Genomic DNA, 26,845 nt, shown 5'->3' on the forward strand with positions numbered 1-26,845 from the left:
GGGGGGCGTTCAAGAAGCAAACAGGATCAGCTCCGCAACCCCACCCCACGCCGCAGCAACCACAGCGCCAGCGCCGCCAGCACCGCCACGAAGCCCAGCATCAGGCTGTAGGCCACCCACAGCGGCACGTCGCTGCTGCCGAGCAGGCCGTAGCGGAAGGCGTTGACCATGTAGAAGATCGGGTTGGCGTGGGTCGCGGCCTCGGCCCAGCCGGGCAGCAGCTTGACCGAGTAGAACACGCCGCCCAGGTAGGTCAGCGGGGTCAGGATGAAGGTCGGCACGATCGCCACGTCGTCGAACTTCTTCGCGTAGACCGCGTTGATGAAGCCGGCCAGGGAGAAGATGGTCGCGCCCAGCAGCACCGTGGTCAGCGTCACCAGCGGGTGCGGGATGCGCACCGGGGTGAAGAACATGGCGATGATCAGCACGATCACGCCGACCATCAGCCCGCGCAGCACCGCGCCGGCGACGTAGCCCCACAGGATCACCCAGTTGGGCATGGGGCTGACCAGCAGTTCCTCGACGTGGCGGCCGAACTTGGCGCCGAAGAAGCTGGAGCTGATGTTGCCGTAGCTGTTCTGGATCACGCTCATCATCACCAGGCCGGGGACGATGAACTGCATGTAGCTGTAGCCGCCCATGTCGCCCACGCGCGAGCCGATCAGGCCGCCGAAGATCAGGAAGTACAGGGTCATGGTGATCGCCGGCGGCACCAGGGTCTGGCCCCAGATGCGCAGGATGCGCTTGACCTCGCGGCGCACGATGGTGCCCAGCGCGACCCAGTTGCGCTGGGCGGGGGTGGTGTCGGAAACGGGGAGGTTGGTATCGGTCTGGGTGGTCATGGTCGTCGCCGTGGGGGCATCAGGGAGTGGCGGACGGCGTGGCCGCGCCGGTCGTGGCCGCAGCGGCGTCGCGGTGCTCGCCGGTGAGGCGCACGAACAGTTCCTCCAGGCGATTGCTCTTGGTGCGCATGGAGCGCACGCGGATGCCGGCGTCGCCCAGCGCGGCGAACACGCGGTTGAGGTCCATCGCCCGCGGCATGTCCAGGTCCAGGGTATGCGCGTCCTGCGCCAGCAGGGTGGTTCCCTCGATCGCCGGCAGCTGCGCCGGCAGCTCGCCGTCGATGTCCAGCAGGAAGCCTTCCACGTCCAGCTTGGCCAGCAACGCGCGCATCGGGCCCTGCTCGACGATGCGGCCGCGGTCGATGATCGCCAGGTTGCGGCACAGGCTCTCCGCTTCCTCCAGGTAGTGCGTGGTGAGGATGATGGTGGTGCCGGCGGCGTTGATCTCGCGCAGCACGCGCCACATGTCGCGGCGGATCTCGATGTCCACGCCGGCGGTGGGTTCGTCCAGGATCAGCAGGCGCGGCCGGGTCATCATCGCGCGGGCGATCATCAGCCGCCGCTTCATGCCGCCGGACAGGGTGCGGCTCATCACGTGCGCTTTTTCCCACAGGTGCGCGCGCTTGAGTTCGATCTCGGCCATGCGCTCGGCCTCGGCGCGCGGCATGCCGTAGAAGCCGGCGTAGTTGACCAGGATGTCGAAGGGCTGCTCGAACAGGTTGAAGTTGATTTCCTGCGGCACCAGGCCGATCAGGCGCATGGCCGCGCTGCGCTGCGCGCTCAGGTCGGTGCCGAACACCTCGACCTGGCCGGCGCTGAGGTTGACCAGCGAACTGATGATGCCGATCAGGGTGGACTTGCCGGCGCCGTTGGGGCCCAGCAGGGCGAAGAAGTCGCCGGGCAGGACGTCCAGCGACACGCCGTGCAGGGCTTGTACGCCGTTGTCGTAGGTCTTGCGCAGGTCGCGCACGCGCAGGGCGGGCGCCGGCGTCTGCGGGGAAGGAGCGGATGCAGGAGTCAAGGCGGGCCTTCGCGCCGCATCGACGGCGCTGGAGAAGTGCAGCCGCTATTATAGAAGACCTCGTGGGGTCGCCCCCGGCCACAGACTGTTGCATCTCCGTGCCTGCCCAATTCCCGCTGAAGCTGGTCGATCGCCACATGCTGGCCCCGGCCGTCGGCCACTACCGTTTCGTCCGCGACGACGGCCAACCCCTGCCGTTCGTGCCCGGCCAGTTCGTGCAGGTGCACTTCCACTACGCCGACGGCACCGCCACCAAGCGCAGCTACTCGCTGGCCACCCGCCACGATCCGGCGCAGCCGGCCGATGCCACGGTCGAGATCGCGGTCAGCTTCGTCGCCGGCGGCGCCGCCACGGCCTTGTTCGAGTCGCTGGAGATCGGCGGCCAGGTCTGCGCCAGCGGCCCGTACGGGCGCTTCTGCCTGCAGCCGGGCGACGCCAACCGTCGCTACCTGCTGATCGCCACCGGCACCGGCGTCACCCCGTACCGCTCGATGCTGCCGCTGCTGGAAGCGGCGATGGCCGAGCGTGGCGTGGAGGTGGTGCTGCTGCTGGGCGCGCGGACTCCGGCCGAGCTGCTGTACGGCGACGAGTTCCGCGCCTTCGCCGAGGCGCATCCGGGTTTCCGCTTCGTGCCGTGCTTCTCGCGCGAGCTGCCGGAGGCGCCGCATGCCGACGTGCGGCATGGCTACGTGCAGCAGTTCCTGGACGAATTCGCGCCGCAGGCCGAGGGCGACATCGCCTACCTGTGCGGCAATCCGAACATGGTCGATGCCTGCTTCGATGCGCTGAAGGAAGCCGGCCTGCCGGTGCAGCACATCCGCCGCGAGAAGTACGTCAGCAGCAAGTAGCGGTCGCCACCGGCGCCGGACATCCGCGTACGCAGGAGCGGCTTCAGTCGCGACCGCTTTACTGTGAAGGGTCCGTCCAGGGCGAAGCCGCGAGCTCCCGAACACCAAGCGCGCTTCGCGCCCGTACCCTCACCCCAACCCCTCTCCCGGTGGGGGAGGGGCCAATTGCATCGGCCGCCGGTGTCTTTCGGTTCTCCTGTAAAGGACGCTTGACAGACACGCACGCGACGCGCATTCTCCTGTCAAGCGTGCTTGACAGGAGCAAGGTCGACGCGCCAGGGCGCGGTCGCCGGAATGGCGACGGATCGGGGACAGGCCGAGCATCGGGGACAGGTCATGGGCAACTGCAAGCGCAATGCGATCGTGGTGCTGTGCGTGAGTCTGGCAGCGCTGGCGGCGGGCGCATGGCTCCCGCTCGGCGGCAGCGACTACCTGCGTGGGGTGTGCATCGGCGTCGGCATCGGCGGGCTGTTCATGGCGGTGCTGCTGTGGTGGTCGCCGGGCAGTCTGGGCGACAGCGCCACGCGGGCGCTGGCGCGGCGCTATTACCGCGAGTTCTCTCCGCCGATGGCGGCCTATGCGGTGGTGATGCTGCTCTGGCAGCGCCTGCTCGACAGCGTCGACGCGCTGTGGCTGCGTGCGGTCATCGCGCTGCTGCCGGCCGTGCTGCTGGCGCTGGTGATCCGCGCGGTGGCGCGCTTCGTGCGCGACTCCGACGAACTGCAGCGGCGCATCGAGCTGGAGTCCATCGCCATCGCCGCCGGCCTGACCTGCGGCGGCTACATGGCCGCCGGCTTCCTGCAGGCAGCGCAGGTGATCGCGTTGCCGGCTTCGGCGGCGATGCTGTGGGTGTTCCCGGCGCTGTGCATGACCTATGGGGTGGTCAAGGTCGCGAACGCGCGCCGCTACCAATGAACAGCCGGATCCGCGAGCTGCGCGAGGCGCACGGCTGGTCGCAGGGCGAACTGGGCGAGCGGCTGGGCGTGTCGCGGCAGACCATCAATGCGCTGGAGACCGGCAAGTACGATCCGAGCCTGCCGCTGGCGTTCCGTATCGCGCGGCTGTTCGCGCACAGCATCGAACAGGTGTTCCTGTTCGACGAGGCCGAGTAAGCGCGCACGCCGTTCCACGCCCCACCGGGCCCCGACGACGCCATGTTCCGGCATGGCATTCTGCAAGCCATGAACTCAAGGATGCGAACCATGCGACACCCCTCCCGGCCGTTCGCCATCGCGGCGGCCACCCTGCTGCTCGCCGCCTGCCAGGCGGCCCAGGCACCGGCGCCGCAGACGTCCGAGCGCAGCTACGGCGCGCTGCGCTTCCACCCGTGCACGCTGACCAATCCGGTCGCCTCCAACAACGTCGCGGCGCAGTGCACGCGCATGGCGGTGGCGGAGAATCCGGCGGCGCCGAACGGCCGCAAGATCGACCTCAACATCGCCTGGCTGCCGATCACCGGGGAGGGCGGCAGCGACCCGGACCCGGTGTTCTTCCTGGCCGGCGGTCCCGGCCAGGCCGCCACCCAGGTCGCCAGCATCGTCGACATGGCGCTGCGCGAAACCCGCAAGCGCCGCGACGTGTTCCTGATCGACCAGCGCGGCACCGGCCAGTCCAATCCGCTGAGCTGCCTGGGGCCGGACGGCAAGGAGATGCCGCTGGCCGATCCGGCGCGTGCGCCCACCGCCGCCGAACTGGTCGACTACGCGCGGCGCTGCGCGCAGTCGCTGCAGGGCCGCGCCGATCCGCGCTACTACACCACCACCCAGGCGATCGGCGATCTGGATGCGGTGCGCGCCGCGCTGGGCGTGGACAAGATCAACCTGATCGGCGGCTCCTACGGCACCCGCGTCGCCCAGCAGTACGCGCGCCGCTATGCGCCGCACGTGCGCAGCGTGGTCATCGACGGGGTGGCGCCGAACGATCTGGTGGTCGGCGGCGAGTTCGCCACCACCTTCGAGGATGCGATCGCGCTGCAGGCCGAGCAATGCAAGGCCGATCCGGCCTGCGCCAAGCGCTTTCCCATCGATACCCGCGCGCAGTTGCGCGCGGTGGTGGCGCGGCTGCGCCGGGCGCCGGTGGAGGTGGACTACCGCGATCCGGCCAGCGGCGAGAGCCGCCACGACCGGGTCACCGCCGATACCGTCACCAGCCTGGCGTTCTCGTTCTCCTATGCGCCGCAGACCGCATCGCTGCTGCCGCTGGTGCTGGACGAAGCCGCCAACGGCCGCTACGGGCCGCTGATGTCGCTGGCGCGGATGATGGGCGGGCAGTTGGACGGGCAGATGAACCGCGGCATGCAGTGGTCGGTGATCTGCGCCGAGGACGCCGACCGCTATCGCGCGCCACAAACCCACGACACGCTGCTCGGCCCGGAAGTGGCGCAGATGTTCTTCGCCGCCTGCCCGGTGTGGCCGACCGGCACCCGCCCGGCCGATTTCACCGCGCCGTTTACCTCCACCCTGCCGGTGTTGTTGACCTCCGGCCAGCTGGATCCGGTGACGCCGCCGCGCTATGCGGCGCGCGTGCTGAAGGGCCTGCCCAACGGCCGCCACCTGGTGGTGCGCGGCCAGGGCCACGGCACCATGACCCTGGGCTGCATGCCCAAGCTGCTCGGCCAGTTCTTCGAAACCGCCGATGCCAAGCACCTCGATGCCACCTGCCTGGACGCGATGAGCGGCGTGCCGGCCTTCACTTCATTCAACGGATGGGAACCATGAGCTGCGCAGCGTTCGACAGGGAGGGGCAGGCATGATCGTCGCCGACAATCTGCACAAGGCATTCAAGACCCGCGCCGGCGCCGTGCAGGCCGTGCAAGGGGTCAGCTTCCAGGCCGCCGACGGCCAGATCACCGGCCTGCTCGGCCCCAACGGCGCCGGCAAGACCACCACCTTGCGCATGCTGTACACGCTGATGGCGCCGGACCAGGGCCAGGTGCGCGTGGACGGCGTCGACGTGGGTCAGGACCCGATGGCGGTGCGGCGCGCGCTGGGCGTGCTGCCGGATGCGCGCGGCGTGTACAAGCGGCTGACCGCGCGCGAGAACATCGCCTATTTCGGCGAGCTGCACGGGCTGTCGGCGGCGCGCATCGCCGAGCGCACCCGGCTGCTGTCGAAGGCGCTGGACATGGACGACATCCTCGACCGCCAGACCGAGGGCTTCAGCCAGGGCCAGCGCACCAAGACCGCGATCGCCCGCGCGCTGGTCCACGACCCGCGCAACGTGATCCTGGACGAACCCACCAACGGCCTGGACGTGATGACCACGCGGGCGCTGCGCGGGTTCCTGCGCGAACTGCGCGAGGAAGGACGCTGCGTGATCTTCTCCAGCCACATCATGCAGGAGGTGGCGGCGCTGTGCGATCGCATCGTCATCATCGCCAAGGGCACGGTGGTGGCCGCCGGCACCGCCGACGAACTGCGCGCCCTGACCGGCGAATCCAACCTGGAAGACGCCTTCGTCAAGGCGATCGGCAGCGACGAGGGACTGCACGCATGAGCCTGCTCCGTACCGTATTCACCGTGATGCGCAAGGAGTTGCGCGACCTCTCGCGCGATCGCCGCACCCTGGCGTTGGCCCTGCTGCTCGGCCCGCTGCTGTACCCGGCGCTGATCCTGGGCATGGGCGCGCTGGCCGAGAGCCGCGTGCGCACCCAGATCGACAAGCCGCTGGACATTCCGGTGATCGGCCGCGAACGCGCGCCGAACCTGGTCGCCTTCCTCGCCGCGCAGGGCCTGAACGCGGTCGCGCCGCCGAAGGACCTGACCGGGGCGATCCGCAGCCAGGACGTGGACCTGGCGCTGAAGATCGACGAGGACTACGCCAACGCCTGGCACGAAGGACGCCCGGCGCTGGTGGAGATCATCAAGGACAGCACCCGCCGCGATGCCGACATCCCGACCCAGCGGGTGCAGGCCGCGTTGAGCATGTACGGCCAGCAGGTCGGCGCCTTGCGCCTGCTGGCGCGCGGCATCGACTCGCAGGTGTCGCGGCCGCTGGACGTGGCGTTGCAGGACCTGGCCACGCCCGAGGCCAAGCGCGGCGCGTTGCTGGCGATGCTGCTGCCGGTGCTGCTGACCATCACCTCGTTCATCGGCGGCGCCTACCTGATCCTCGACGCCACCGCCGGCGAACGCGAGCGGCAATCGCTGGAGCCGCTGCTGGCCACGCCGGCCTCGCGCAGCGCCATCGTCAGCGGCAAGATCGCCGCGGCCTGCATGGTCGGCCTGGTGTCGCTGCTGCTGACCCTGCTCGCGTTCAAGCTCAGCGCGCAGGTGGCCAGCGGCATCGGCCGCCAGCTCAACGTCGGCTTCGTGGCGATGCTGCAGATGCTGTTCGTGCTGTTGCCGATGCTGTTCATCGGCACCTCGCTGCTGACCTACCTGGCGGCGTCGGCCAAGAGCATGAAGGAGGCGCAGAGCCACATGACCTGGCTGATGCTGCTGCCGATGCTGCCCGGCTATGCGTTGATGGTGTATCCGCTGAAGACCACGCTGTGGCAGTTCGCGGTGCCGTTCCTGGCGCAGAACCAGATGCTGATGAAGATCATCCGCCGCGAGGCGATCGATCCGCAGATCTGGGCGGTGTACCTGTTGACCGGCTTCGGCCTGGCCGCGCTGTTGTGGCTGGCGGCGGTGCGCCGCTACCGGCAGGAGCAGTTGGCGATCTCCAGTTGAGCAGGCGGCAGCGCGCGGACGGTCCGCGCGCTGCCCGGCCGTCGTGACCGAGGCGCGCGCAGGGACGGCGCGCGTGATGCACACTCGCTGCGCGCAGCGGATGTGTCCGTCTTGCTGACGCTTCCTCCGCAGCGAGCCCATGCATGTCCCCAGACCCACACGATGCCCGAGCAAGGACGGCTGCCGGCACCAGGCGCCTGCTGGAACTGGGCGAGGCGTGCATCCTGCGGCCGGGCAGCCTGCGCTGGCTGAGGGCGGTGGCCTGGGCGATCGCGTTGCTGGCGTTGATGGTGGTCGTGGCGACGGCGGTACCGGTGCTGTGTGCCAGGCTGTTGCCGACGGGCGCGGAGCGCGTCGCGCCGTATGCCACGGCAGTGACGGCCGCCCTCTTCTACGCGGTGGCGGTCCGCCTGGGCGAGCGCCGCTGGCCAGCGGAACTCGCCTGGCGCGCGGCGCCATCGCAATTGGCCTTGGGGCTGCTGCTGGGCGCGGCGATGTTCGCGGCGGTGATGGCGCTCATGGCGGCGTTCGGCGTGTACGCGATCCGCTGGACCGGACCCGCGCCGGCGTGGGGTGCGCTCGGCAAGGCGCTGCAGGCCGGCATGGTCGAAGAGCTGATGCTGCGTGCGATCCTGTTGCGCCTGCTGTGGCGCGCGTTCGGGCCATGGCCGGCGTTCGCGCTGTCGGCGGCGCTGTTTGGCCTGGCCCATCTCGGCAATCCGAACGCGAGCGTGTTCGCCGCGCTGTGCATCGCGGTGGAGGCGGGCGTCATGCTGGGCGCCTTCTACGTGCTCACCGGCCGGCTCTGGGTCTCCATCGGTGTGCATGCGGCCTGGAACTTCACCCAGGGCTATCTGTTCGGCGCGGCGGTGTCGGGGACCGACATGGGGCCGGCGATCGCGCGCAGCACGGCGCACGCCGGGGTGCCGGAATGGCTGAGCGGTGGCGCGTTCGGACCGGAGGCTTCGCTGCCGGGTCTGCTGGTGTGTACGGTGGTGGGCGCGATCGCGACCTGGGTGGCTTGGCGCAAGGGGCGCTTCGGCGCGTCGGTGCGCAGCGCGGGCATGACCCCGACGTCCTGACCGGTTTGATCGAAGCGTTGCGGTCGGCGCCGTGTTGCGCCTGGACGCTGGCTGCGTGCCCGGCGGCTGCCGGGCACGCGCGTGATGTTGCGCGGCTCAACCGCCAGGATTGAACGCCAGCGTACGGCGGGTGGTCACCGGTGCGCCGACCGGCTCGAAGCGCCAGCGCTTGGTGGCGTTCAGCGCCTCGCGGTCGAACACCCGCGGCGGCGTGGCGCGCAGCACGCGGGCGTTGGTGACCGCGCCATCGGTGCCGACGGTGATCTCCACCAGCACCTCGCCGGCGGTGCCCGAGCGCAGCGCCTCGGGCGGATAGCGCGGGGCCGGGGTGCTGATCGGGCGCAGGGTCTGTGCCGTGGCGGCGGCCGGTGCGGCCGCGGGTGCCGCGGCAGGTGTCGGCGTCGGTTGCGTGGCGGGCGTAGCGGGGCGGGCGGCGGCCTGGCGTTCGGCTTCCTGGCGCGCGCTCTCGCGGCGCGCGGCCTCCTGCTGCGCGGCGATCTGCTGCGCCGCCTGCGCCTCGCTGGCCTGCTGCTGCGCCTGCTTCTGTTGCTCGGCCGCCAGCTTGGCCTTCTGCTCGGCGTCCTTCTTGGCCTTGTCGGTCTCGTCCTGGCTACGCTGGGCCACGGCTTGCATGCCCTTGCTGATGCCCTGCTTGAGTCGCGGCAGGGCGGGCGCCTGCGGGTCCATCTTCTCGATCAGGCCGACCAGGCGCTGGGCTTCCGGAAAATCCTCGCGGGCGATGCTCTGTTCGGCGGCGATCAGCGTGTACGGCATCAGGTCGGTCAGCGCGCTCTTGACCCCGGCGTCGTCGGGCTGCTTGTCGCGCAGCGCCAGGTAGTACTCGACCGCGTTGTTGCCGGCCGGTGCGTACATGCGGTTCTCGCGCAGCGCCTGGCTGGCCGAATCGTGCAGCTGTTCGGTGCCCATCGACTGCACCTTGGCCGAGACCGCCGGCGTTGCCGGCGCATTCGCGGCGGCCGTGGCCGGTGCGGCGGCGGGTGCGCTCTCGTCCTGCTTGGAGCAGGCCGCCAGCGCGGCCAGCAACAGGACGGGCGCGAGACGGCGCGCCTTGGCGAGTGTGGTGAGTTGCGACATGCGTCCCCCTGAATCCCCGATGTTGGCAATCAACGATGCGACGGCGGTGTGTTCGCGGCGGCCGCGGCCCCCATGCCGCCAGCGCACCCCATCGGCCAATCTAGCATCCCCGGCCGCCGGGTGCGTGGCAGCCGCGGCCATGCGGCAAAAAGCGTGACGCTGCGCGTGCCGGTCAATGCGCCGGCCGCGCCGGCGCGGACGCGGACATGATCCGGTCGGTCCAGGCGATGCCGATCGCCGACAGGATGAAGATGCCATGGATGACGGTCTGCCACAGCACGCCGGTGGCGGTCAGCGTCGCGCAGCTCTTCAGGTCCACCGTGCCCGCGGCGCTGGCCAACTGCTCCGGCGAGCACATCGGCATGCCGCCGAGCGCGCCCACCGCGATGAAGGTCTTGAGCAGGTGGATCGAGGAGATGCCGATGATCGACAGCGCCAGCTTGACCTTGAGCACGCTGGCGTTGACGTGGCTCAGCCACTCCGGCTGGTCCGGGTGGCCTTCCAGGCCCAGCCGCGACACGAAGGTCTCGTAGCCGCCGACGATCACCATCACCAGCAGGTTGGAGATCATCACCACGTCGATCAGGCCCAGCACGATCAGCATGATCTGCTGTTCGCCCAGGCTCGGCGCCTCGTGGATCAGGTGCCACAGTTCCTTGCCGAACAGGAACACGTACACGCCCTGGGCCACGATCAGCCCCAGGTACAGCGGCAGCTGCAGCCAGCGCGAGGCGAAGATCAGGTTGGACAGGGGGTGCAGGCGAGGCCGCTCGGGAGTCATGGCGTGGTCTGGAATGCTGCGTTGCGGGAGCGGCCAGGGTACCCGGCCGGCGGTGACGCTGCCAAGCCGGGGGGCGCCGCTACACTCGGGTTCCCCTGTCCAGGACCGCCGCCATGATCGATCTGTACTACTGGCCCACCCCCAACGGCCACAAGATCACCCTGTTCCTCGAGGAAGCCGGGCTGGACTACACGCTCAAGCCGGTCAACATCGGCGCCGGCGAGCAGTTCGCGCCCGCCTTCCTGGCGATCTCGCCGAATAACAAGATGCCGGCCATCGTCGACCATGCCCCGGCCGACGGCGGCGCCCCGCAGAGCGTGTTCGAGTCCGGCGCGATCCTGCTGTACCTGGCCGAGAAGACCGGCCGCTTCCTGCCGGCCGATCCGCGCGGGCGCGTGGTCGCGCTGGAATGGCTGTTCTGGCAGATGGCCGGCCTCGGCCCGATGACCGGGCAGATGGGCCACTTCAACGTCTACGCGCCGGAGAAGATCGGCTATGCGATCGAGCGCTACGGCAACGAGGTGCGGCGCCTGCACGGCGTGCTGGACAAGCGCCTGGCGCACAGCGCCTATCTGGCCGGCGACGCCTACGGCATCGCCGACATGGCCAGCTACCCGTGGATCGAGGTGTACCCCGGCCTGACCCCCGACTACGCCGCGTTCCCGCATCTCAAGCGCTGGCACGAGGCCATCGCCGCGCGCCCGGCCACCCAGCGCGCCTACGCCTTGAAGGAGCAGGTGAACCCGAACGCGGGCAAGCCGCTCAGCGAGGAAGCGCGCAAGCACCTGTTCGGGCAGCGCTGAGCCGGCGCGCTTCTCAAATCCCGGGCGCACGCGCATCATCCGTGCGCTCGGTGCTCCATCAGGAACCTTCATGCGCTCTTTGTTCGCCGCTCTCGCCCTCATGCTCGCCACGCCCGTCCTTCCCGCCCACGCCGAGAAACTGACCCTGGAGGCCATCACCGGCAGCAAGCCGCTGTCCGGGCCGACCCTGATGAAGCCCAAGGTGGCGCCGGACGGCTCGCGGGTGACCTTCCTGCGCGGCAAGGACAGCGACCGCAACCAGCTGGACCTGTGGGAGTACGACATCGCCAGCGGCCAGACCCGCATGCTGGTGGATTCCAAGCTGGTGCTGCCCGGCACCGAGACGCTGAGCGACGAGGAGAAGGCGCGCCGCGAGCGCCAGCGCATCGCCGCCTACACCGGCATCGTCGAATACCAGTGGGCGCCGGATGCGCATGCGCTGCTGTTCCCGCTCGGCGGCGAGCTGTACCTGTACGACCTGAGCAAGACCGGCAGCGCCGCGGTGCGCAAGCTCACCCACGGCGAAGGCTTCGTCACCGACCCGAAGATCTCGCCCAAGGGCGGCTACGTCAGCTTCGTGCGCGGGCGCAACCTGTGGGTGATCGACCTGGCCAGCGGCCAGCAGCACCAGCTCACCCGCGACGGCAGCGAGACCATCGGCAACGGCGTGGCCGAGTTCGTCGCCGACGAGGAAATGGACCGCCACACCGGCTACTGGTGGGCGCCGGACGATTCGGCGATCGCCTTCGCCCGCATCGACGAAACCGAGGTGCCGGTGCAGAAGCGCCCGGAGGTCTACGCCGACCATACCGAGGTGGTGGAACAGCGCTATCCGCAGGCCGGCCAGCCCAACGTCAAGGTGCAGTTGGGCGTGATCGCGCCGCGTGCCGGCGCGCAGCCGCAGTGGGTCGACCTGGGCAAGAATCCGGACATCTACCTGGCGCGGGTGGACTGGCGCGATCCGCAACGGCTGACCTTCCAGCGCCAGTCGCGCGACCAGAAGCGCCTGGACCTGATCGAGGCGACCCTGGCCACCGGCAAGCAGCGCGTGCTGATCACCGAGACCAGCCCGACCTGGGTGCCGCTCACCTACGACCTGCATTTCCTCAAGGACGGGCGCTTCGTCTGGGGCTCCGAGCGCAGCGGCTACGAACACCTGTACCTGGCCTCGGAAGACGGCCGCACGCTGCGCCCGCTGACCCAGGGCGAGTGGGTGGTGGACGAGCTGCTGGCGGTGGACGAGGCCGCCGGCAAGGTCTATTTCTCCGCGACCAAGGCCTCGCCGACCCAGACCCAGCTCTACGCGGTGCCGCTGGCCGGCGGCGCCATCGAGCAGCTGTCCAAGCCCAACGGCACGCACGCGGCCAGCTTCGCCAAGAACGCCAGCGTCTATGTCGACAGCTGGTCCAATACCACCACCCCGCCGCAGATCGAGCTGTTCCGCGCCACTGGCGAAAAGATCGCCACCCTGCTGGTCAACGACCTGGCCGATCCGCAGCATCCCTATGCCGCCTACCGCGCCGCGCAGCGCCCGGTCGAGTTCGGCACCATGACCGCCGCCGACGGCAAGACCCAGCTGCACTACCGGTTGATGAAGCCGGACGGCTTCGATCCGGCCAAGCGCTACCCGGTGGTGGTCTACGTCTACGGCGGCCCGGCCGCGCAGACCGTGGTCGATAGCTGGCCCGGCCGCGGCGATGCGCTGTTCGACCAGTACCTGGCCCAGCACGGCTATGTGGTGTTCTCGCTGGACAACCGCGGCACGCCGCGCCGCGGCCGCGATTTCGGCGGGGCGCTGTACCAGCACCAGGGCACCGTGGAAGTGGACGACCAGCTGCGCGGCGTGGCCTGGCTGAAGGCGCAGCCGTGGGTGGATCCGGCGCGGATCGGCGTGTACGGCTGGTCCAACGGCGGCTACATGACCCTGATGCTGCTGTCTAAGCACAGCGAGGCCTATGCCTGCGGCGCCGCCGGCGCGCCGGTCACCGATTGGGGCCTGTACGACAGCCACTACACCGAGCGCTACATGAACCTGCCCAAGGCCAATCCCGACGGCTATCGCGACAGCCGCGTGGCCGCGCACCTGGACGGGTTGACCTCGCAATTGCTGCTGCTGCACGGTATGGCCGACGACAACGTGCTGTTCACCAATTCCACCTCGCTGATGAGCGAGCTGCAGAAGCGCGGCAAGCTGTTCGAGCTGATGACCTATCCGGGCGCCAAGCACGGGCTGTCCGGCAGCAACGCACTGCATCGCTATCGCACCACCGAAGCGTTCCTGGCACGCTGCCTGAAGCCCTGAGCGCCCCGTTTCGTTTTGCACGACAAGGAGTGACGCAATGTCGAGTCCGCCGCCGCTGCCCGGAACGCCCGGCCCCACCTCCGGCGTGGTGCAGCCGCAGGCCAAGCGCGGCTGGTGGGCGCGGCACTGGAAATGGGCGGTGCCGCTGATCGCGCTGGTGCTCGGCGCGCTGCTGCTGGCCTCGATCGCGGTGTTCGTGCTCGGCCTCGCGCGCGTCACCAAGGCGTCCGAGCCGTACCGCGTCGGCGTGATGACCGCACAACACGATCCACGCGTGGCGGCCGCGCTGGGTGCGCCGATCAAGGACGGCATCATGCCCAGCGGCAGCATCAGCACCAGCGGCGCCGGCAACGGCAATGCCAGCTTGAGCGTGTCGCTGCACGGCAGCCGCGCCAACGGCACCCTGTACATCGAAGCCGAGCGTCATGCGGGCGAGTGGCACTACACCACCTTGCAGGTGCTGCCGGATGCCGGCGAGGCGATCCCGCTGCTCGATGCGCTCGGGCAGGATGCCGCCGACGACGACGAAGAGGCGGACGGCATGGCGGTCGATGCGCCGCCGATGCCCGCGGCGGACGCGGACAACGCCATGCCGGCCGAAGCCGACGCTACGCAGTAGGCGGGCCGCGAACGTTCTGCCGCCCACCGCGTTGTGGAGCGTCCATGTGCGGCGTCCATGGGCGTGCACCATCGCACCGCCGAGGGTCTGACGCGATGCGCCCACGCTGCGCTACCGCACGCGCATTGCGGCGGTCGCCGCGCAGGCCCACCGGCATGCTGCACCGCCGCGTGGTGACGGCCATGACCTCCGGCAGATGGCCGATCCGCATGCGCCGCGTACGGTCCCCGCATTGTCCTGTCGGAGCTGCGCCATGAAGCCACGTGTCCTCGCCATCGCCCTGACCTTGGCGCTGACGGTGCCTTCGCCGTTCCCGGCGCTGGCGGCGGCCGCGCCGACCGCCAGTGCGGCCACGCGCGCGCCGGCCTGGGTGGAGCGCAGCAATGCGTTCGCGCAGATCCTGCTGCAGGCGCAGGCGCCGTTCCAGGCCGAGGAAGTGAGCTTCTTCGGCGTGCCCGGATTCGACGACCAGGTCTCCGATCTCGGCCCGGACAACGCGCGGCGTTTCCGCGAGGCCACCGCCGCCGCGCGCCGCACGCTGCAGGAAAAGCTCCAGGTGGAGCGCGATCCGAACGTGCGCCAGGATCTGGCGATCCTGATCCACGCCGCCGATCAGTCCATCGAGGGCAGCACGCTCGACGAGCGCCTGCTGCTGCCATGGATGGACGCGCCGCAGCACGTCTTCGGCGGGATCAACAATCTGTTGTCCGAACAGGTCCCGGCGGCGCGCCGCGCCAAGGCGCTGGCGCGGCTGCAGCGCTACGTAGGACTGGCGCCGGGCAGCACCTCCACCCTGCTGCTGGCGCGGCAACGCTACGAAGAGAAGCGCGCCGACGGCAGCCTGCTGCAGCCGACCAGGCGCGAGGTCGAGCAGGCCTTGAGCAACGTCGACACCTACGCCAAGGGCATTCGCGCGCTGTTCGCCGAGTACAGGATCGCCGGTGCGGATGCGGCACTGGCGGCGATGGACCAGCAGTTCCGGGACTACGCCACCTGGACGCGCACGGTGGTGCTGCCGCAGGCGCGCGCGGATGCGCGCCTGCCGCCCGAGCTGTACGCGTTCCGGCTCAAGCAGGTCGGCATCGACATCGCCCCGCAGGTGCTGATGCAGCGCGCGCAGCTGGAGTTCATGGAAACCCGCGCGGCGATGCAGCAGCTGGCGCCACTGGTGGCCGCCGCCAAGGGACTGCGCGGCGACGATGCGCGCGACTACCGCACGGTGCTGCGCGCGCTCAAGCGCGACACCATCCCCGACGACAAGCTCGAAGCGCACTACCGCAGCGTCATCGACCGCATCGACCCGATCATCCGCCAACAGCGCATCGTCGACGTGCCGCAACGGCCGATGCAGATGCGCCTGGGCTCGCCGGCCGAAAGCGCCGCGCAACCGGCGCCGCATTTCCGCCCGGCGCCGTTGGTCGGCAACACTGGCGAGCAGGGCACCTTCGTGCTGCCGCTGGGCAATCCCGACAGCGCCGGCAAGGGCGAGCACTACGACGATTTCAACTTCGGCGCGGCGGCGTGGACGCTGAGCGCGCACGAGGGCCGGCCCGGCCACGAACTGCAGTTCACCGCCATGGTCGAGCGCGGCGTGTCGCTGGCGCGCAGCCTGTACGCGTTCAATTCGGTCAACGTCGAAGGCTGGGCGCTGTACGCCGAGGCCGAGATGGTGCCGTACGAACCGCTGGACGGGCAGCTGATCGCCTTGCAGTTCCGCCTGCTGCGCGCGGCGCGCGCCATGCTCGACCCGATGCTCAATCTCGGCCTGATCGACCGCGAGCGTGCGCGCCTGGTGCTGGAACACGAGGTCGGCCTGTCGCCGGCGATGGCGCGGCAGGAGCTGGACCGCTACATGGTGCGCGCGCCCGGCCAGGCCGGCAGCTACTTCTACGGCTACAGCCGCATCCTAGAGCTGCGCATGCGCACCGAACTGGCGCTGGGCGCGAAGTTCGACCGGCTGAAATTCAACAACTTCCTGCTCGACCAAGGGCTGCTGCCCCCGGACCAGCTGGCCGCGGCGGTGGACGAGGAGTTCGTGCCGTCGCAGCGCAGGTGACCGGACGGTTAGCCAGGCGCGCCGCTGCGCCCGGAGAGCGCGGCGGCACCGTCGGTGCGGAGCAATGATCCGTGGGAAGACGTTGGGGCCGTTGCGGTCCCGTCCAGTCGCTGGCGTTGCCGCCGCCGACCGGGCAGATCTTCATAGACCTGCTGCGCGCCAGCGACACCCTGAAATCCCAGGAACGCAACCAGAATCAATATCCATTGCTTCATCGCACGCCCCTCCGTCGAAAGCGGTCCATCCCAGCCATCTGGACTGAATGTGCGGTTGCACGGCGGGCGGCATCGTAGGCGCGACCCTCGCGCGGATCGTCCCGATTCCGCCCGCAAATAGCTCGGCAAGGGTTTCAGCGCGCGAGGGCCGTCCAGGCCCGCACAGCGAGCTGGGATATTCGCTTCACGGGAGCGGCGGGTATGTCGGTGCTCCCCGACCTGGCCAGATTCTAGTGAACGGGCGGTGGTGCTGGCTGCGGAGCCGCCGGTGCCGGCGCCCCCGGCGGCACCCAGATCGCCATGCCCGCGGCGCGCTTCTGCGTGGTGGGGATGCCGATGCCCAGGCCGCCGCCGACGTGGCCGCCGTAGCTGCCGGCGCCCACCGACAGGCCGCCGCCGGAGCGCTGCGAGCCCACGCCCATCAGCACCACGCCGTTGGCGCCGAGCTTGGCCGCGTCGCGCTTGAGCCGGGCCACCGCCGCATCGGTCTGGCCCTGGGTGCCGAAACCGGCCGCGCTGGAGGCTTCCAACTGGGCGATGTCCACCGCCCCCGGCGGCGGCGCGGAGTAGATCTGCACCAGTGCCGGATCGATCGGCGGGCGCGCCGCGCCGACCATCACCTTGGAAGAACTGGCGCAGCCGGCCAGGGCGAGCAGCAGCGCCAGCGGCAGCAACGGTCGTACAGTCATGGCCTTACCCCCGTGTTCGGATCTCACGCGATCATAGGCGGGCCGGGTGAATCGTGCCGAACCCGCCGCTGCCGCACCCTGGCAGGGCCGCCGTGATCCCCATGCCAAGAGTTGGGTTGCCTGGCCTCCGCCGCGCGCTATGGTGCAGGCTGACATTCGCATGGAGGCCGGCATGGGCCTGATCAGTCTGCTGTGGGGCATCGTGGCGTTGCTGTGGATGATCCTGGCCTTCATTCCGCTGCTCGGCTGGGGCAACTGGTTCCTGATCCCGTTCGCCGCGGTCGGCGCGCTGATCGCCGCGATCGGGCTGCTGTTCACCGCCGCACCCAACCGCGGCCGCGCCAAGACCGGTCTCATGCTCAATGCGCTGGTGATCGTGGTCGGGGTGATCCGGCTGAGCCTGGGCGGCGGCGTGATCTGAGCCTGCGCCGGGCGACCGGCATGCTGTGTTGCAACATTTCGTGCGGCGCGCCGCGCCGGCGGGAGTAACATGCGCAGCCGATGGCGCCCGCTCGCGGGCGCCTTGCGTTCACGCCGGTGCCGGCGGCGCGGCCTGCGGTGCCTTGGCGGCATCGGCCGGTGCGACTGGCGCGGCCTCTCAAGAATCCGCCTACCCAGGAGCCTGCACGTGGCCCATCCCCACTACCGTCCCCGGCGCATGCGCCGCGATGCCTTTTCGCGCCGCCTGATGCGCGAGCACACCCTCACCGTCGACGACCTGATCTGGCCGGTGTTCGTGCACGATGTGCCCGGGCGCACGCCGATCGCGTCCATGCCCGGCGTGGAGCGGCTGTCGATCGAGGAACTGCTGAAGGAGGCCGAGGCGGCGTTGGAACTGGGCATCCCGGTGATCGACCTGTTCCCGGTGATCGACCCGTCCGGCAAGTCGCTGGACGCGGCCGAGGCCTGGAACCCGGACGGCCTGGCGCAACGCGCGGTGCGCGCGCTGAAGACGCGCTTCCCGGAGCTGGGGGTGATGACCGACGTGGCGCTGGATCCGTACACCAGCCACGGCCAGGACGGCATCATCGACGACCGCGGCTACGTGCTCAACGACATCACCGTCGAGGCGCTGGTGCAGCAGTCGCTGTCGCATGCGCAGGCCGGCGTGGACATCGTCTCGCCCTCGGACATGATGGACGGGCGCATCGGCGCGATCCGCCGCGCGCTGGATGCCGACGAACACCTGCACGTGCGCATCATGGCCTACTCGGCCAAGTACGCCTCGGCGTTCTACGGCCCGTTCCGCGAGGCGGTGGGCAGCGCCGGCAACCTCGGCAAGGCCGACAAGACCACCTACCAGATGGACCCGGCCAACGGCGACGAGGCCCTGCGCGAGATCGCCCTGGATCTGGAAGAGGGCGCGGACATGGTGATGGTCAAGCCCGGCATGCCCTACCTGGACGTGGTGCGGCGGGTGAAGGACGAATTCCGCGTGCCGACCTTCGCTTACCAGGTCAGCGGCGAGTACGCGATGCTCAAGGCGGCGATCGGCAACGGCTGGCTGGACGAGCGCGCCTGCGTGCTGGAATCGCTGATGGCGTTCAAGCGCGCCGGCGCCGACGGCGTGCTGACCTACTTCGCGCCGCAGGTGGCGCGCTGGCTGCGCGAGGCGCGCTGAGCCCAGCGTCTGTCTGTGCAAGCGGCTCCAGGGCGCCTCCAGTCGCGACGGTAAGCGTCCTGTGGGCGCGGCGTCGGCCGCGACCGAGCGTTTCCAGGCACGTCCGTCGCGGCTGAAGCCGCTGCTGCCGGGCACGCGGTATCCGGCTTGATCGGGACCCGAGCTGGTTGGCGGAGTGCCTTGACGTCGCGACCAGGCCTTGCCTGGCAAAGGCATCGCGACCGCGCATCCTGCTGGTAGCAGCGGCGTCGGCCGCGACCGCGCCTTCCCGTTGGCGCCTGGTCGCCGCTGAAGCCGCTCCTACGCAGACACGCCGGCGTCAGGCCGATTGGGAGGTCGCCGGCAGACAGCCCAGCCCGCGCAGCGTCGCCTCCACCGCCGCATCCAGCGGCGTGTGCGGTTCTTCGCCGAGCAGTTCCAACAGTCGCGTGTTGCGCATGCGCAGCGGGTGCCGCCACAGCGGGCGCATTTCGTGCAGCTCGCGCGCCAGCGGCCAGAACGGCAGGGCCAGGGTCAGCAGCGGCCACGGGAAGCGGCGCGTGCGTGGCGGCGCCAGACCATGGCGTTGCGCGACCCGCGCGATCGCTGCGGCCATCTGCGTGCCGTCGGCGTCCCAGTGCCCGTCCATGTGCATGCGGGCGAAGGCCGGCAGGTCCGCGCGCCGCTGCAGCAGCGCCAGCATGGTCCGCGCCACGTCCGGCACGTAGGCCCACTGGTGGCCCACGCCGGGATCGCCGGGCAGGGTCACCGTCGCGACCGGCCGTCCGGGCTGCACCAGCCCCTGCGCGAACCAGCTGTTGCCGACGCGTGGACCGAAGAAGTCGCCGGCGCGCACCACGATCGCCCGCGCGCCCAGCGCGGTCGCGGCCTGCAGGCGCCGTTCCAGTTCCACGCGGATCGCGCCCTTGCGCGTGCGCGGGGCCTGCGGCGCGTCTTCGTCCGGCGCCGGATAGGCATCCGGGCCGTAGTTGTAGACCGTACCGGGCAGGACCACGGTGGCGCGCTCGGCGATGGCCGCGGCGACGGTGTTGTCGATCATCGGCAGCACCAGCTCCGACCAGCGCCGGTAGCCGGGCGGGTTGACCGCATGCACGATCACCGCGCAGCCCTGCGCCGCCTGCAGCACGTCGTCGCGCTGCAAGGCATCGCCACGGCGCCAGTGGATGCCGTCGCGGTCCTCGCTGGCGCGGGCGAGGCCGCGCTGCAAGGCGCGCACCTGCCAGCCGGCGTCGCGCAACTGCCGCGCCAGTTCGCCGCCGATGCCGCCGCTGGCGCCCAGTACCAGGGCCGTGGAAGAAGTAGGGGACATGCCAGCGCTCCGTTGGGGTCGGCGGTCAGTGTCGGCGCCGGTGCCGCAGAAGAAAATTGGCGAAGACCGCCGACCGGCTATACATTTCTGTATGGACAACACGATCGGCTGGGAACTCTACCGGTCCTTCCTGGCGGTGCTGGAGGAGGGGTCGCTGTCGGCGGCGGCACGCGCGCTGGGCCTGACCCAGCCCACCGTCGGCCGCCATGTGGCGGCGCTGGAACAGGCGCTGGCGGTGCCGCTGTTCGTGCGCTCGCAGACCGGCCTGCTGCCCACCGATGCGGCCCTGGCGCTGCGCGGCCACGCACAGGCGATGGGCAGCCTGGCCGCGTCGCTGCAGCGCGCGGCCGGCCGCCACGGCGAGGCGGTGCGCGGCACGGTGCGCATCGCCGCCAGCGAGGTGATCGGTGCGGAGGTGTTGCCGCCGGTGCTGGCGGCCCTGCGCCGCGCGCATCCGCAGTTGCGGCTGGAACTGGTGCTGAGCAACCGGGTGCAGGACCTGCTGCACCGCGAAGCGGATGTGGCGGTGCGCATGACCCGCCCGACCCAGGATGTGCTGGTCGCGCGCCACGTCGGCGCGGTGGCGGTGGCGTTGTTCGCGCACCAGGACTACGTGGACCGGCACGGCCTGCCGCAGACGCTGCAGGACCTGCCGCAGCACGCGCTGATCGGCTTCGATGCGGAGACGCCGTTCCTGCGTGCGGCGCGCAGCGCCTTGCCGGCATGGCGGCGCGAGGCGTTCGCGTTGCGCGCCGACAGCGACCTGGCGCAACTGGCGCTGCTGCGTGCCGGCTGCGGCATCGGCTTCTGCCAGGTCGCGCTGGCGCGGCGCACGCCGGCGCTGGTGCCGGTACTGCCGCAGCAGGTGCGCGTGGGCCTGGACAGCTGGATCGTGATGCACCAGGACGTGCGCGGCAACGCCGCGTGCAGCGTGGTATTCGCGGCGCTGGTCGAGGCGATGACGGCGCACACCGCCTGAGGTGTGCGCGCTTGCAATGGCGGCCGGCTGGCGCATTCGCGCATCCGGCCGCTCCAACCCGGGCAGGGTGTCAGGACGCTTTTACGAATCCCGATTCCCCATTCCCGACTCCCGAACTACGGCAACGTCAGCGCGATCGGGTTCGCCTTCATGCTGGCGCTGATCGCCGGGAACGGGTCCACGCCGGACATGGTGATGACGTCGTTGATCGACACCACGTCGCAGTTGATGGTGCTGTCGTTGACGCACATGTAGGCGGCCGCGCCGTTGCCCGGTTCGTACACCGCCTTCCACACGTAGTTCGGGACCTGCACGTTGTCGGCGCCGATGCTGCTGCGCGTGCCGCTGTCGAAGGCCGGGCCGGTGACCACGTAGACCTCGCCGCGCTGCTTGGCCAGCTGACGCACCTGCTCTTCGATCCGCGCCCACTCGCCGGTGTTGAGCTTGTGGTCCTGCGGGACCACGTTGGCCATCGAGAAGGTTTCCTTCTCCGAGTTGGTGGTCGAGGCATCGCCGGCCGGGGTCATGTGGCCGCGGTCGAAGCCGGAGTTGGTGTAGTCCGAGGTGTGCGAGCGGTCGGCGGCCGGGATGCCGGTCTCGTCGTGGAAGGAACCGACGCGGCCGATCGATTCGGCGCCGGCGACCTGCTGGTCGGTCAGGTGCTCGGCCGAGTACAGCGGACCCTTGGTCACGCCCGAGGCCATCAGCACGTATTCGGTATGGCAGACCTCGGTGGTGCGGCTGGTGATCGACGCGTCGAGCGTCGGTGCCTTGCCGCCGGCGTAGAGCGTGGGGCAGCTGGTGGCGGCGCTGGCCGCCTGGGCGGCGAACAGCGCAAGCAGGGCAAGACAACCGCGCAGGGAGACGGACATTGCAGGAACCTCGGGGGTGGTCGATGGAGGTGAAGAAACTGGCCAGGTTCGATGTCCGTCAGGTGACCGCCGGATGTGCCGCAAATGGCAACTGCGCCGGCGGTCACGCTTGGCGGTAGACGCCGCGCGGGGGCGGTCAATCGCATGCGATAAGCGTTCTCATTTACAATGCGCGCCCGCCCTCTCCCCCCGCGCGCCGTGATCAAGACGCTGTTGTTCCAGTTGCACTGGCTGCTCGGCATCAGCGCCGGGCTGGTGCTGTCGGTGATGGGGCTGAGCGGGGCCACGCTCGCCTTCGAGGACGAGATCGTGCGCCTGGCCAATCCGCCGATGGCGGCCATCGCCGCGCGCCATGCCGCCGGCGAGCAGCCCTTGCCGCTGGCCGAACTGGCGCGGCGCCTGGATCTGGATGGCGCGCACCGCAGCAACCGGCTGCTGATCGACCCGACCGGCACGCGGCCGTCCGCGGTGCGCCTGCCCGGCCGCGACGGCGGCCGCCTGTATTTCGACCCCTACACCGGCGCGGTGCTGCCGGCGCCGCGCCTGGACGGGTTCTTCTCCTTCGTCGAAGACCTGCACCGGCGCCTGGCGGCGGGCGAGCGCGGCAAGGCGGTCACCGGCGCCTGCGCCATCGTGCTGATCTTCTTCTGCCTGTCCGGGTTGTACCTGCGCTGGCCGCGGCGCTGGTGGAGCTGGCGGACCTGGTGGGCGGTGGAGTGGAACCGGCAGGGGCGCAGCTTCCTGTGGAGCCTGCATTCGGTGATCGGCACCTGGTGCCTGCTGGTGTACCTGCTGATCGCCGCGACCGGGCTGTACTGGTCCTACGACTGGTACCGGCAGGGGCTGGTGTCGATGCTCGGCGGCGATGCCGCGCCCAAGGAGCAGGAGGGCGGCCGCGGCGGCAAACCGCCGGCGGTGGACTACGCGCGGCTGCAAGCGGCCCTGGCGAGCGTGCCCGCCGCGCAGCGCGCCTACCTGGACCTGCGCCTGCCCGGCCGCAGTGGCCAGCCGATCGTGGCCCGCTACCTGCCGCCCGACCCGGCGCACGGGCGCGCCTACGACAGCGTGGAGGTCGATCCGGCCAATGGCCGCATCCTGCGCCATCTGGAGTATCGCCAGCAGCCGCTGGGCCGGCGCCTGCTGACCAGCATGTTCGCGCTGCACAGCGGCAGCTTCTTCGGCCTGCCCGGGCGCGTGGCGATGCTGCTGGCGAGCCTGTGCATGTCGCTGTTCTTCGTCACCGGTTGGATGCTGTACCTGGACCGCCGGCGCAAGAAGCGCGCCTTGCGCGATGCGCGGCGCGCGCTGCCGGGGCTGGTCGGCGATGCCGCCGCCTCCTGGCTGGTGGGCTTCGCCAGCCAGAGCGGCCTGGCCGAGCGCCTGGCCTGGCAGACCGCCGCGCAGCTGCAGGCCGCCGGCCTGGCGGTGGACGTGCGCTCGCTGGCGCAGCTGGAGCTGGCGCACCTGCGCGGCGCCCAGCGCGCGCTGTTCGTGGTCAGCACCTTCGGCGACGGCGAACCGCCGGACGCGGCGCGCGGCTTCGTCCGGCGCGTGCTGCGCCAGGCGCAGGCCCTGCCGGACCTGCGCTACGCCATGCTCGGCCTGGGCGACCGCCAGTATCCGCAGTTCTGCGGCTTCTCCCGGGAAGTGCAGCAGTGGCTGGACGCGCAGGGCGCGCAGGCGCTGTTCCCGGCGCTGGAGGTGGACAACGCCGATCCGCAGGCGCTGGCGCAGTGGCAATGGCAACTGTCCGCGCTGACCGGCGTGGCGGCGTCGGCGCCGGTGCTGCAGGCGCCGGAACCGCTGGACTGGCGCCTGGCCGGCCGCGTCCTGCTCAATCCCGGCAGCGCCGGCGCGCCGGTGTGGCGCATCGACCTGACGCCGCCACCGCAGGCGCACTGGCATGCCGGCGACATCCTGGAAGTGCAGCCCTGCCACGCCGCCGACGCGGTCCGTGCGTGGCTCGCCGCGCAGGCGCTGGACGCCGAACGGACGGTGCACGCCGAGGGCGTGCGCCAGCCGCTGTGGCAGGCGCTGGCCACGCGCGCGTTGACGCCGCCGGCGCCGGGCGACGACCTGCAGGCCTGGTTGGATGCACTGCCGAACCTGCCGCTGCGCGAGTATTCGATCGCCTCGGTGCCGGCCGACGGCCTGTTGCAGCTGGTCGTGCGCCTGACCCTGCGCGACGATGGCAGCCCCGGCCTGGGCGCCGGCTGGCTGTGCCGGCACGCGCCGCTGGGCGCGGTGCTGCGGGCGCAGGTGCGGGCCAACCCGGGGTTCCGCCGGCATGGCGATGCGCCGTTGCTGCTGATCGGCAACGGCACCGGCATCGCCGGCCTGCGCAGCCTGCTGCGCGAGGCCGAGCAGGCCGGCGTGCATGGGCACTGGCTGCTGTTCGGCGAACGCAACGCCGCGCACGACGCCTTGTTCGGCGACGAACTGCGGGCCTGGCAGGCCGCCGGCCACCTGCAGCGCCTGGACCTGCTGTTCTCGCGCGACCAGGCGCACAAGCGCTATGTGCAGGACGGGCTGCGCGAGTCCGCCGACGCGGTGCGCGACTGGGTGGCGCGCGGCGCTACCGTGTATGTCTGCGGCAGCCTCGCGGGCATGGCGCGCGGCGTGGATGCGGCATTGCGCGAGATCCTCGGCGAGGACGCACTCGATGCGCTCAGCGCCGACGGGCGCTACCGGCGCGACGTGTACTGAGGCGCCGCGCCGATCGCAGCGCGATCAGGGGCCTTGCGTGCCTGCCTTGATCGCCGCTGCGCATCAGGTGCTGGGCTGCGGCCGGTGGAAGCCATTTCAGGGAGCCACTGATCCGGCCGCAATGCACGCGCGTAGGAGCGGCTTCAGCCGCGATGAGGCATTACAGGGAATGTATCGCGGCAGATCCCGCCAAAAGGGAACAGGAGCCGCTACGGCGGGGCGACGACGCGCCCCGTTGCGCTACGGTAAGGGAGGTGTTGGAGGCGCTGTTCGGTCGCGACAAGCGGACAGGCGCTGCGTCCAGGTGCCATGCGTCGGGACTGAAGTCCCTCCCACAACGGCCTTTGGGTACGCCCTTGCCGTGTGTGTCGGCATGGCAGCAGACCGGCGTCCCGAAGATGCCCGGTCGCGGTTGCAGAGCGGCGTGCCTGCACACGCAGCCGCACTCCCTTCGACAACCCGGCGCGACGGCGCTCCAGGGCTCGCGTGCCTCGCTTCGCCGCTCGTCGAACTTACATGCAATCGCCGCTGCCCGTGGCCGCCGGCGCCTTGATCCGGTACAGGTCGCGCTTGCCGGCCTTCGGTGCGCGCGCGCTCCCCGACAGCAGCAGTTCGCTGGGCTTGGACGCGTCCAGCACGGCGCCGGCGGTGTGGCCGTCGCTGCCGTTGAACGACAGCGCCAGCGGCTGCGGGTCCGCATAGCGGCCACCGGCGCATTGCGCCAGCAGCACCTGGCTGCTCGTGTTGCCATGGGCGCGGGCGAACAGCAGCGCATGGCCGTCGCCGAGCCAGGCGGCATCGGTCTCGTCGTCGGCGCTGTCGACCCCGGCCAGCGCCTGCGGTGCGGCGAATGCCTGGCCGTCCAGGCGTGCCACGAACAGGTCCAGGCCGCCGGCGCCGCCGTGGCCATCGCTGGCGAACAGCAGCCGCGTGCCGTCCAGCGACAGGGTCGGCGCGCGCTCGTTGCCCGGCGAATTCACCGCTGCGCCCAGGTTCTGCGGCGCGCCGTAGCGGCCGTCGGCCAGCACCGGCGCGCGGTACAGGTCGCTGCCGCCATGGCCGCCGGGGCGATCGGAGGCGAAGTACAGCCAGCGTCCGTCGGCGCTGAAGAACGGGTCGCTGTCCTGGTTCGGCGAGTTCACTGGCGCCGGCAGCGGTTGCGGGTCGCGCCAGCGCCCGTCGCGCATCTGCGCCTGCCACAGGTCGCCGCCGCCGGGCCCGCCGGCGCGGTCGGGACTGGCCCAGACGATGCGCTGGCCGTCGGCCGACACGCTGGCGCGGGTCTCGTCGGCGGCGGTCGACACCACGCCCATGCCCTCGATGCCGAATTCGGAAAGCGCGAACGCACACGGCACGCAGAGTAAACTCGCGGCCAGCGCGAGCGGCAGGGCAGGGGTCCGCATGAGGGATTCCATGGAATGTCGCCGCCAGTCTAAAACAACCAACGAGCGCTCCATGCCCAACTCCCGTTTTGCCGTGTTCGGCCATCCCGTCGCCCATTCGCTGTCGCCGCGCATCCACGCCGCCTTCGCCAAGCAGACCGGCATCGCCCTGCAGTACGAGGCGATCGATGTCCAGGCCGACGGGTTCGCCGCGGCGCTGGCCGCCTTCGCCGCCGCCGGCGGTACCGGCGCCAACGTGACCCTGCCGCTGAAGGAAGCCGCGTTCGCGCTCAGCCTGGTGCACAGCGAACGCGCGCGCTGCGCCGGTGCGGTCAACACGCTCAGCTACCGCGACGGCCAGTGGCACGGCGACAACACCGACGGCGCCGGCCTGGTGCGCGACCTGACCGGCCGCAACGGCCTGGACCTGCGCGGTCGCCGCGCGCTGCTGCTGGGCGCCGGCGGCGCCGCGCGCGGCGTGGCGCCGGCGCTGCTGGAGGCCGGCGTGCAGCAACTGGTGGTGGTCAACCGCTCGCCGGAACGGGCCGACGCGCTGGTCGACGTGCTGGGCGAGCCGGCGCGCGCGGTCTCGCGTTATTGGGAGGACCTGCGCGAACTGGGCGATTTCGAACTGATCGTCAACGCCACCACCATCGGCCGCGATCCGGCCGCCGGCTTCACCCTGCCGCTGTCGCTGATCAACAGCATGACCCTGGCGGTGGACCTGAACTACGGCGAGGTCGCGATCGCGTTCCTGGCGTGGGCGCGCGCGGCGCACTGCCGCGACACCGTGGACGGCCTGGGCATGCTGGTGGAGCAGGCGGCCGAAAGTTTCGAGGCATGGCATGGCGTGCGCCCGGACACCGATCCGGTCTATGCCGCGCTGCGCGAGCGCGATGCGGTGCTGGTCAGCGCCGACTGACCGCGACGTCTGCATCGAGAGGAACGAC

24 protein-coding genes are annotated in these 26,845 nt (G+C 70.7%); 16 read left to right on the forward strand and 8 right to left on the reverse strand.

What is annotated here, in order from left to right; all coding sequences use genetic code 11:
- Positions 1 to 26: 26 nt before the first annotated feature.
- Together AC1PME_RS01600 and AC1PME_RS01605 are read right to left on the reverse strand one after the other, a co-directional pair.
- A complete protein-coding gene (locus AC1PME_RS01600; RefSeq protein WP_481097094.1) occupies positions 27 to 842 on the reverse strand; it encodes an ABC transporter permease in 816 nt (271 codons plus the stop codon).
- Between the two features lie 19 nt (positions 843 to 861).
- On the reverse strand, positions 862 to 1,863 hold the full coding sequence (locus AC1PME_RS01605; RefSeq protein WP_481097095.1) for an ABC transporter ATP-binding protein: 1,002 nt from the start codon (positions 1,861 to 1,863) through the stop codon (positions 862 to 864).
- 137 nt (positions 1,864 to 2,000) lie between these two features.
- On the opposite strand from AC1PME_RS01605, the gene AC1PME_RS01610 reads away from it, so the two are divergent.
- The 7 genes from AC1PME_RS01610 (at position 2,001) to AC1PME_RS01640 (ending at position 8,466) form a co-directional block, all read left to right on the forward strand.
- Positions 2,001 to 2,711, forward strand: a complete 711-nt coding sequence (locus AC1PME_RS01610; RefSeq protein WP_481098049.1) for an FAD-binding oxidoreductase — start codon at positions 2,001 to 2,003, stop codon at positions 2,709 to 2,711.
- A 336-nt stretch (positions 2,712 to 3,047) separates the two neighbouring features.
- Positions 3,048 to 3,626, forward strand: coding sequence for a hypothetical protein (locus AC1PME_RS01615; RefSeq protein ID WP_481097096.1), 579 nt, complete (start codon positions 3,048 to 3,050; stop codon positions 3,624 to 3,626).
- The gene (locus AC1PME_RS01620; RefSeq protein WP_010340539.1) at positions 3,623 to 3,823 is read left to right on the forward strand and encodes a helix-turn-helix transcriptional regulator; all 201 of its coding nucleotides are present in this window, start codon (positions 3,623 to 3,625) and stop codon (positions 3,821 to 3,823) included. The genes AC1PME_RS01615 and AC1PME_RS01620 overlap by 4 nt, the downstream gene beginning before the upstream one ends.
- A 90-nt stretch (positions 3,824 to 3,913) precedes the next feature.
- Entirely contained in the window at positions 3,914 to 5,428 is a 1,515-nt protein-coding gene (locus tag AC1PME_RS01625) for an alpha/beta hydrolase (protein WP_481097097.1), read from the forward strand.
- 31 nt (positions 5,429 to 5,459) lie between these two features.
- Positions 5,460 to 6,206 (forward strand): ABC transporter ATP-binding protein, encoded by a 747-nt coding sequence (locus AC1PME_RS01630; protein ID WP_481097098.1) that lies wholly within the window; start codon positions 5,460 to 5,462, stop codon positions 6,204 to 6,206.
- Positions 6,203 to 7,384, forward strand: coding sequence for an ABC transporter permease (locus AC1PME_RS01635; protein ID WP_254459973.1), 1,182 nt, complete (start codon positions 6,203 to 6,205; stop codon positions 7,382 to 7,384). The genes AC1PME_RS01630 and AC1PME_RS01635 overlap by 4 nt, the downstream gene beginning before the upstream one ends.
- A 143-nt stretch (positions 7,385 to 7,527) precedes the next feature.
- Positions 7,528 to 8,466 carry a CPBP family intramembrane glutamic endopeptidase gene (locus AC1PME_RS01640; protein WP_481097099.1) on the forward strand — a complete coding sequence of 313 codons (939 nt, stop codon included), beginning with the start codon at positions 7,528 to 7,530 and terminating at the stop codon, positions 8,464 to 8,466.
- A gap of 96 nt (positions 8,467 to 8,562) precedes the next feature.
- Here the strand turns inward: AC1PME_RS01640 and AC1PME_RS01645 are convergent, their stop codons facing one another.
- Positions 8,563 to 9,561: an energy transducer TonB gene (locus AC1PME_RS01645; RefSeq protein ID WP_307547903.1), complete on the reverse strand. Its 999-nt coding sequence runs from the start codon at positions 9,559 to 9,561 to the stop codon at positions 8,563 to 8,565.
- A gap of 172 nt (positions 9,562 to 9,733) precedes the next feature.
- Positions 9,734 to 10,342 carry a TIGR00645 family protein gene (locus AC1PME_RS01650; protein ID WP_254459976.1) on the reverse strand — a complete coding sequence of 203 codons (609 nt, stop codon included), beginning with the start codon at positions 10,340 to 10,342 and terminating at the stop codon, positions 9,734 to 9,736.
- 113 nt (positions 10,343 to 10,455) lie between these two features.
- On the opposite strand from AC1PME_RS01650, the gene AC1PME_RS01655 reads away from it, so the two are divergent.
- The 4 genes from AC1PME_RS01655 to AC1PME_RS01670 all read left to right on the forward strand — a co-directional run bounded on the left by AC1PME_RS01655 (position 10,456) and on the right by AC1PME_RS01670 (position 16,122).
- On the forward strand, positions 10,456 to 11,145 hold the full coding sequence (locus AC1PME_RS01655) for a glutathione binding-like protein (RefSeq protein WP_254459977.1): 690 nt from the start codon (positions 10,456 to 10,458) through the stop codon (positions 11,143 to 11,145).
- Positions 11,146 to 11,215: 70 nt separating this feature from the next.
- The gene (locus AC1PME_RS01660; protein ID WP_481097100.1) at positions 11,216 to 13,447 is read left to right on the forward strand and encodes a S9 family peptidase; all 2,232 of its coding nucleotides are present in this window, start codon (positions 11,216 to 11,218) and stop codon (positions 13,445 to 13,447) included.
- A gap of 37 nt (positions 13,448 to 13,484) precedes the next feature.
- Complete coding sequence (locus AC1PME_RS01665) at positions 13,485 to 14,066, forward strand: cytochrome c oxidase assembly factor Coa1 family protein (protein WP_481097101.1); 582 nt, start codon at positions 13,485 to 13,487, stop codon at positions 14,064 to 14,066.
- A gap of 253 nt (positions 14,067 to 14,319) precedes the next feature.
- Positions 14,320 to 16,122, forward strand: a complete 1,803-nt coding sequence (locus AC1PME_RS01670) for a DUF885 domain-containing protein (RefSeq protein WP_307547910.1) — start codon at positions 14,320 to 14,322, stop codon at positions 16,120 to 16,122.
- Positions 16,123 to 16,567: 445 nt separating this feature from the next.
- Here the strand turns inward: AC1PME_RS01670 and AC1PME_RS01675 are convergent, their stop codons facing one another.
- On the reverse strand, positions 16,568 to 17,026 hold the full coding sequence (locus AC1PME_RS01675; protein ID WP_307547912.1) for a hypothetical protein: 459 nt from the start codon (positions 17,024 to 17,026) through the stop codon (positions 16,568 to 16,570).
- 172 nt (positions 17,027 to 17,198) lie between these two features.
- Here AC1PME_RS01675 and AC1PME_RS01680 point away from each other — a divergent pair, with 172 nt between their 5' ends.
- Together AC1PME_RS01680 and hemB are read left to right on the forward strand one after the other, a co-directional pair.
- A complete protein-coding gene (locus AC1PME_RS01680) occupies positions 17,199 to 17,447 on the forward strand; it encodes a hypothetical protein (RefSeq protein ID WP_010340624.1) in 249 nt (82 codons plus the stop codon).
- Between the two features lie 207 nt (positions 17,448 to 17,654).
- A complete protein-coding gene (gene hemB / locus AC1PME_RS01685; RefSeq protein ID WP_307547916.1) occupies positions 17,655 to 18,647 on the forward strand; it encodes a porphobilinogen synthase in 993 nt (330 codons plus the stop codon).
- 319 nt (positions 18,648 to 18,966) lie between these two features.
- On the opposite strand, the gene AC1PME_RS01690 is transcribed toward hemB, so the two are convergent.
- Positions 18,967 to 19,956: an NAD-dependent epimerase/dehydratase family protein gene (locus AC1PME_RS01690; protein ID WP_307547917.1), complete on the reverse strand. Its 990-nt coding sequence runs from the start codon at positions 19,954 to 19,956 to the stop codon at positions 18,967 to 18,969.
- 91 nt (positions 19,957 to 20,047) lie between these two features.
- Here AC1PME_RS01690 and AC1PME_RS01695 point away from each other — a divergent pair, with 91 nt between their 5' ends.
- Positions 20,048 to 20,935, forward strand: coding sequence for a LysR family transcriptional regulator (locus AC1PME_RS01695; RefSeq protein WP_307547919.1), 888 nt, complete (start codon positions 20,048 to 20,050; stop codon positions 20,933 to 20,935).
- A gap of 116 nt (positions 20,936 to 21,051) precedes the next feature.
- Here AC1PME_RS01695 and AC1PME_RS01700 read toward each other — a convergent pair whose 3' ends face one another.
- Positions 21,052 to 21,807, reverse strand: coding sequence for a DNA/RNA non-specific endonuclease (locus tag AC1PME_RS01700; RefSeq protein WP_254459985.1), 756 nt, complete (start codon positions 21,805 to 21,807; stop codon positions 21,052 to 21,054).
- A 198-nt stretch (positions 21,808 to 22,005) separates the two neighbouring features.
- Between AC1PME_RS01700 and AC1PME_RS01705 the strand changes: the two genes are divergently transcribed.
- Positions 22,006 to 24,513 (forward strand): PepSY domain-containing protein, encoded by a 2,508-nt coding sequence (locus AC1PME_RS01705; RefSeq protein WP_481097102.1) that lies wholly within the window; start codon positions 22,006 to 22,008, stop codon positions 24,511 to 24,513.
- Positions 24,514 to 25,025: 512 nt separating this feature from the next.
- Here AC1PME_RS01705 and AC1PME_RS01710 read toward each other — a convergent pair.
- Complete coding sequence (locus tag AC1PME_RS01710; RefSeq protein WP_481097103.1) at positions 25,026 to 25,916, reverse strand: TolB family protein; 891 nt, start codon at positions 25,914 to 25,916, stop codon at positions 25,026 to 25,028.
- 52 nt (positions 25,917 to 25,968) lie between these two features.
- On the opposite strand from AC1PME_RS01710, the gene aroE reads away from it, so the two are divergent.
- Positions 25,969 to 26,817, forward strand: a complete 849-nt coding sequence (aroE, locus tag AC1PME_RS01715; protein ID WP_481097104.1) for a shikimate dehydrogenase — start codon at positions 25,969 to 25,971, stop codon at positions 26,815 to 26,817.
- The last annotated feature ends 28 nt before the right edge of the window (positions 26,818 to 26,845 follow it).

It is taken from the genome of Xanthomonas sp. NCPPB 901, assembly GCF_056725085.1.

Coding starts and splice junctions, on each gene's coding strand:
- AC1PME_RS01700 (WP_254459985.1), bottom strand. CDS start 21,807: ATGTCCGTCTCCCTGCGCGGTTGTCTTGCCCTGCTTGCGCTGTTCGCC.
- AC1PME_RS01670 (WP_307547910.1), top strand. CDS start 14,320: ATGAAGCCACGTGTCCTCGCCATCGCCCTGACCTTGGCGCTGACGGTG.
- AC1PME_RS01695 (WP_307547919.1), top strand. CDS start 20,048: ATGGACAACACGATCGGCTGGGAACTCTACCGGTCCTTCCTGGCGGTG.
- aroE (WP_481097104.1), top strand. CDS start 25,969: ATGCCCAACTCCCGTTTTGCCGTGTTCGGCCATCCCGTCGCCCATTCG.
- AC1PME_RS01635 (WP_254459973.1), top strand. CDS start 6,203: ATGAGCCTGCTCCGTACCGTATTCACCGTGATGCGCAAGGAGTTGCGC.
- AC1PME_RS01655 (WP_254459977.1), top strand. CDS start 10,456: ATGATCGATCTGTACTACTGGCCCACCCCCAACGGCCACAAGATCACC.
- AC1PME_RS01600 (WP_481097094.1), bottom strand. CDS start 842: ATGACCACCCAGACCGATACCAACCTCCCCGTTTCCGACACCACCCCC.
- AC1PME_RS01665 (WP_481097101.1), top strand. CDS start 13,485: ATGTCGAGTCCGCCGCCGCTGCCCGGAACGCCCGGCCCCACCTCCGGC.
- AC1PME_RS01660 (WP_481097100.1), top strand. CDS start 11,216: ATGCGCTCTTTGTTCGCCGCTCTCGCCCTCATGCTCGCCACGCCCGTC.
- AC1PME_RS01680 (WP_010340624.1), top strand. CDS start 17,199: ATGGGCCTGATCAGTCTGCTGTGGGGCATCGTGGCGTTGCTGTGGATG.
- AC1PME_RS01675 (WP_307547912.1), bottom strand. CDS start 17,026: ATGACTGTACGACCGTTGCTGCCGCTGGCGCTGCTGCTCGCCCTGGCC.
- AC1PME_RS01615 (WP_481097096.1), top strand. CDS start 3,048: ATGGGCAACTGCAAGCGCAATGCGATCGTGGTGCTGTGCGTGAGTCTG.
- AC1PME_RS01640 (WP_481097099.1), top strand. CDS start 7,528: ATGTCCCCAGACCCACACGATGCCCGAGCAAGGACGGCTGCCGGCACC.
- AC1PME_RS01625 (WP_481097097.1), top strand. CDS start 3,914: ATGCGACACCCCTCCCGGCCGTTCGCCATCGCGGCGGCCACCCTGCTG.
- AC1PME_RS01690 (WP_307547917.1), bottom strand. CDS start 19,956: ATGTCCCCTACTTCTTCCACGGCCCTGGTACTGGGCGCCAGCGGCGGC.
- AC1PME_RS01650 (WP_254459976.1), bottom strand. CDS start 10,342: ATGACTCCCGAGCGGCCTCGCCTGCACCCCCTGTCCAACCTGATCTTC.
- AC1PME_RS01645 (WP_307547903.1), bottom strand. CDS start 9,561: ATGTCGCAACTCACCACACTCGCCAAGGCGCGCCGTCTCGCGCCCGTC.
- AC1PME_RS01630 (WP_481097098.1), top strand. CDS start 5,460: ATGATCGTCGCCGACAATCTGCACAAGGCATTCAAGACCCGCGCCGGC.
- AC1PME_RS01610 (WP_481098049.1), top strand. CDS start 2,001: ATGCTGGCCCCGGCCGTCGGCCACTACCGTTTCGTCCGCGACGACGGC.
- AC1PME_RS01710 (WP_481097103.1), bottom strand. CDS start 25,916: ATGCGGACCCCTGCCCTGCCGCTCGCGCTGGCCGCGAGTTTACTCTGC.
- AC1PME_RS01620 (WP_010340539.1), top strand. CDS start 3,623: ATGAACAGCCGGATCCGCGAGCTGCGCGAGGCGCACGGCTGGTCGCAG.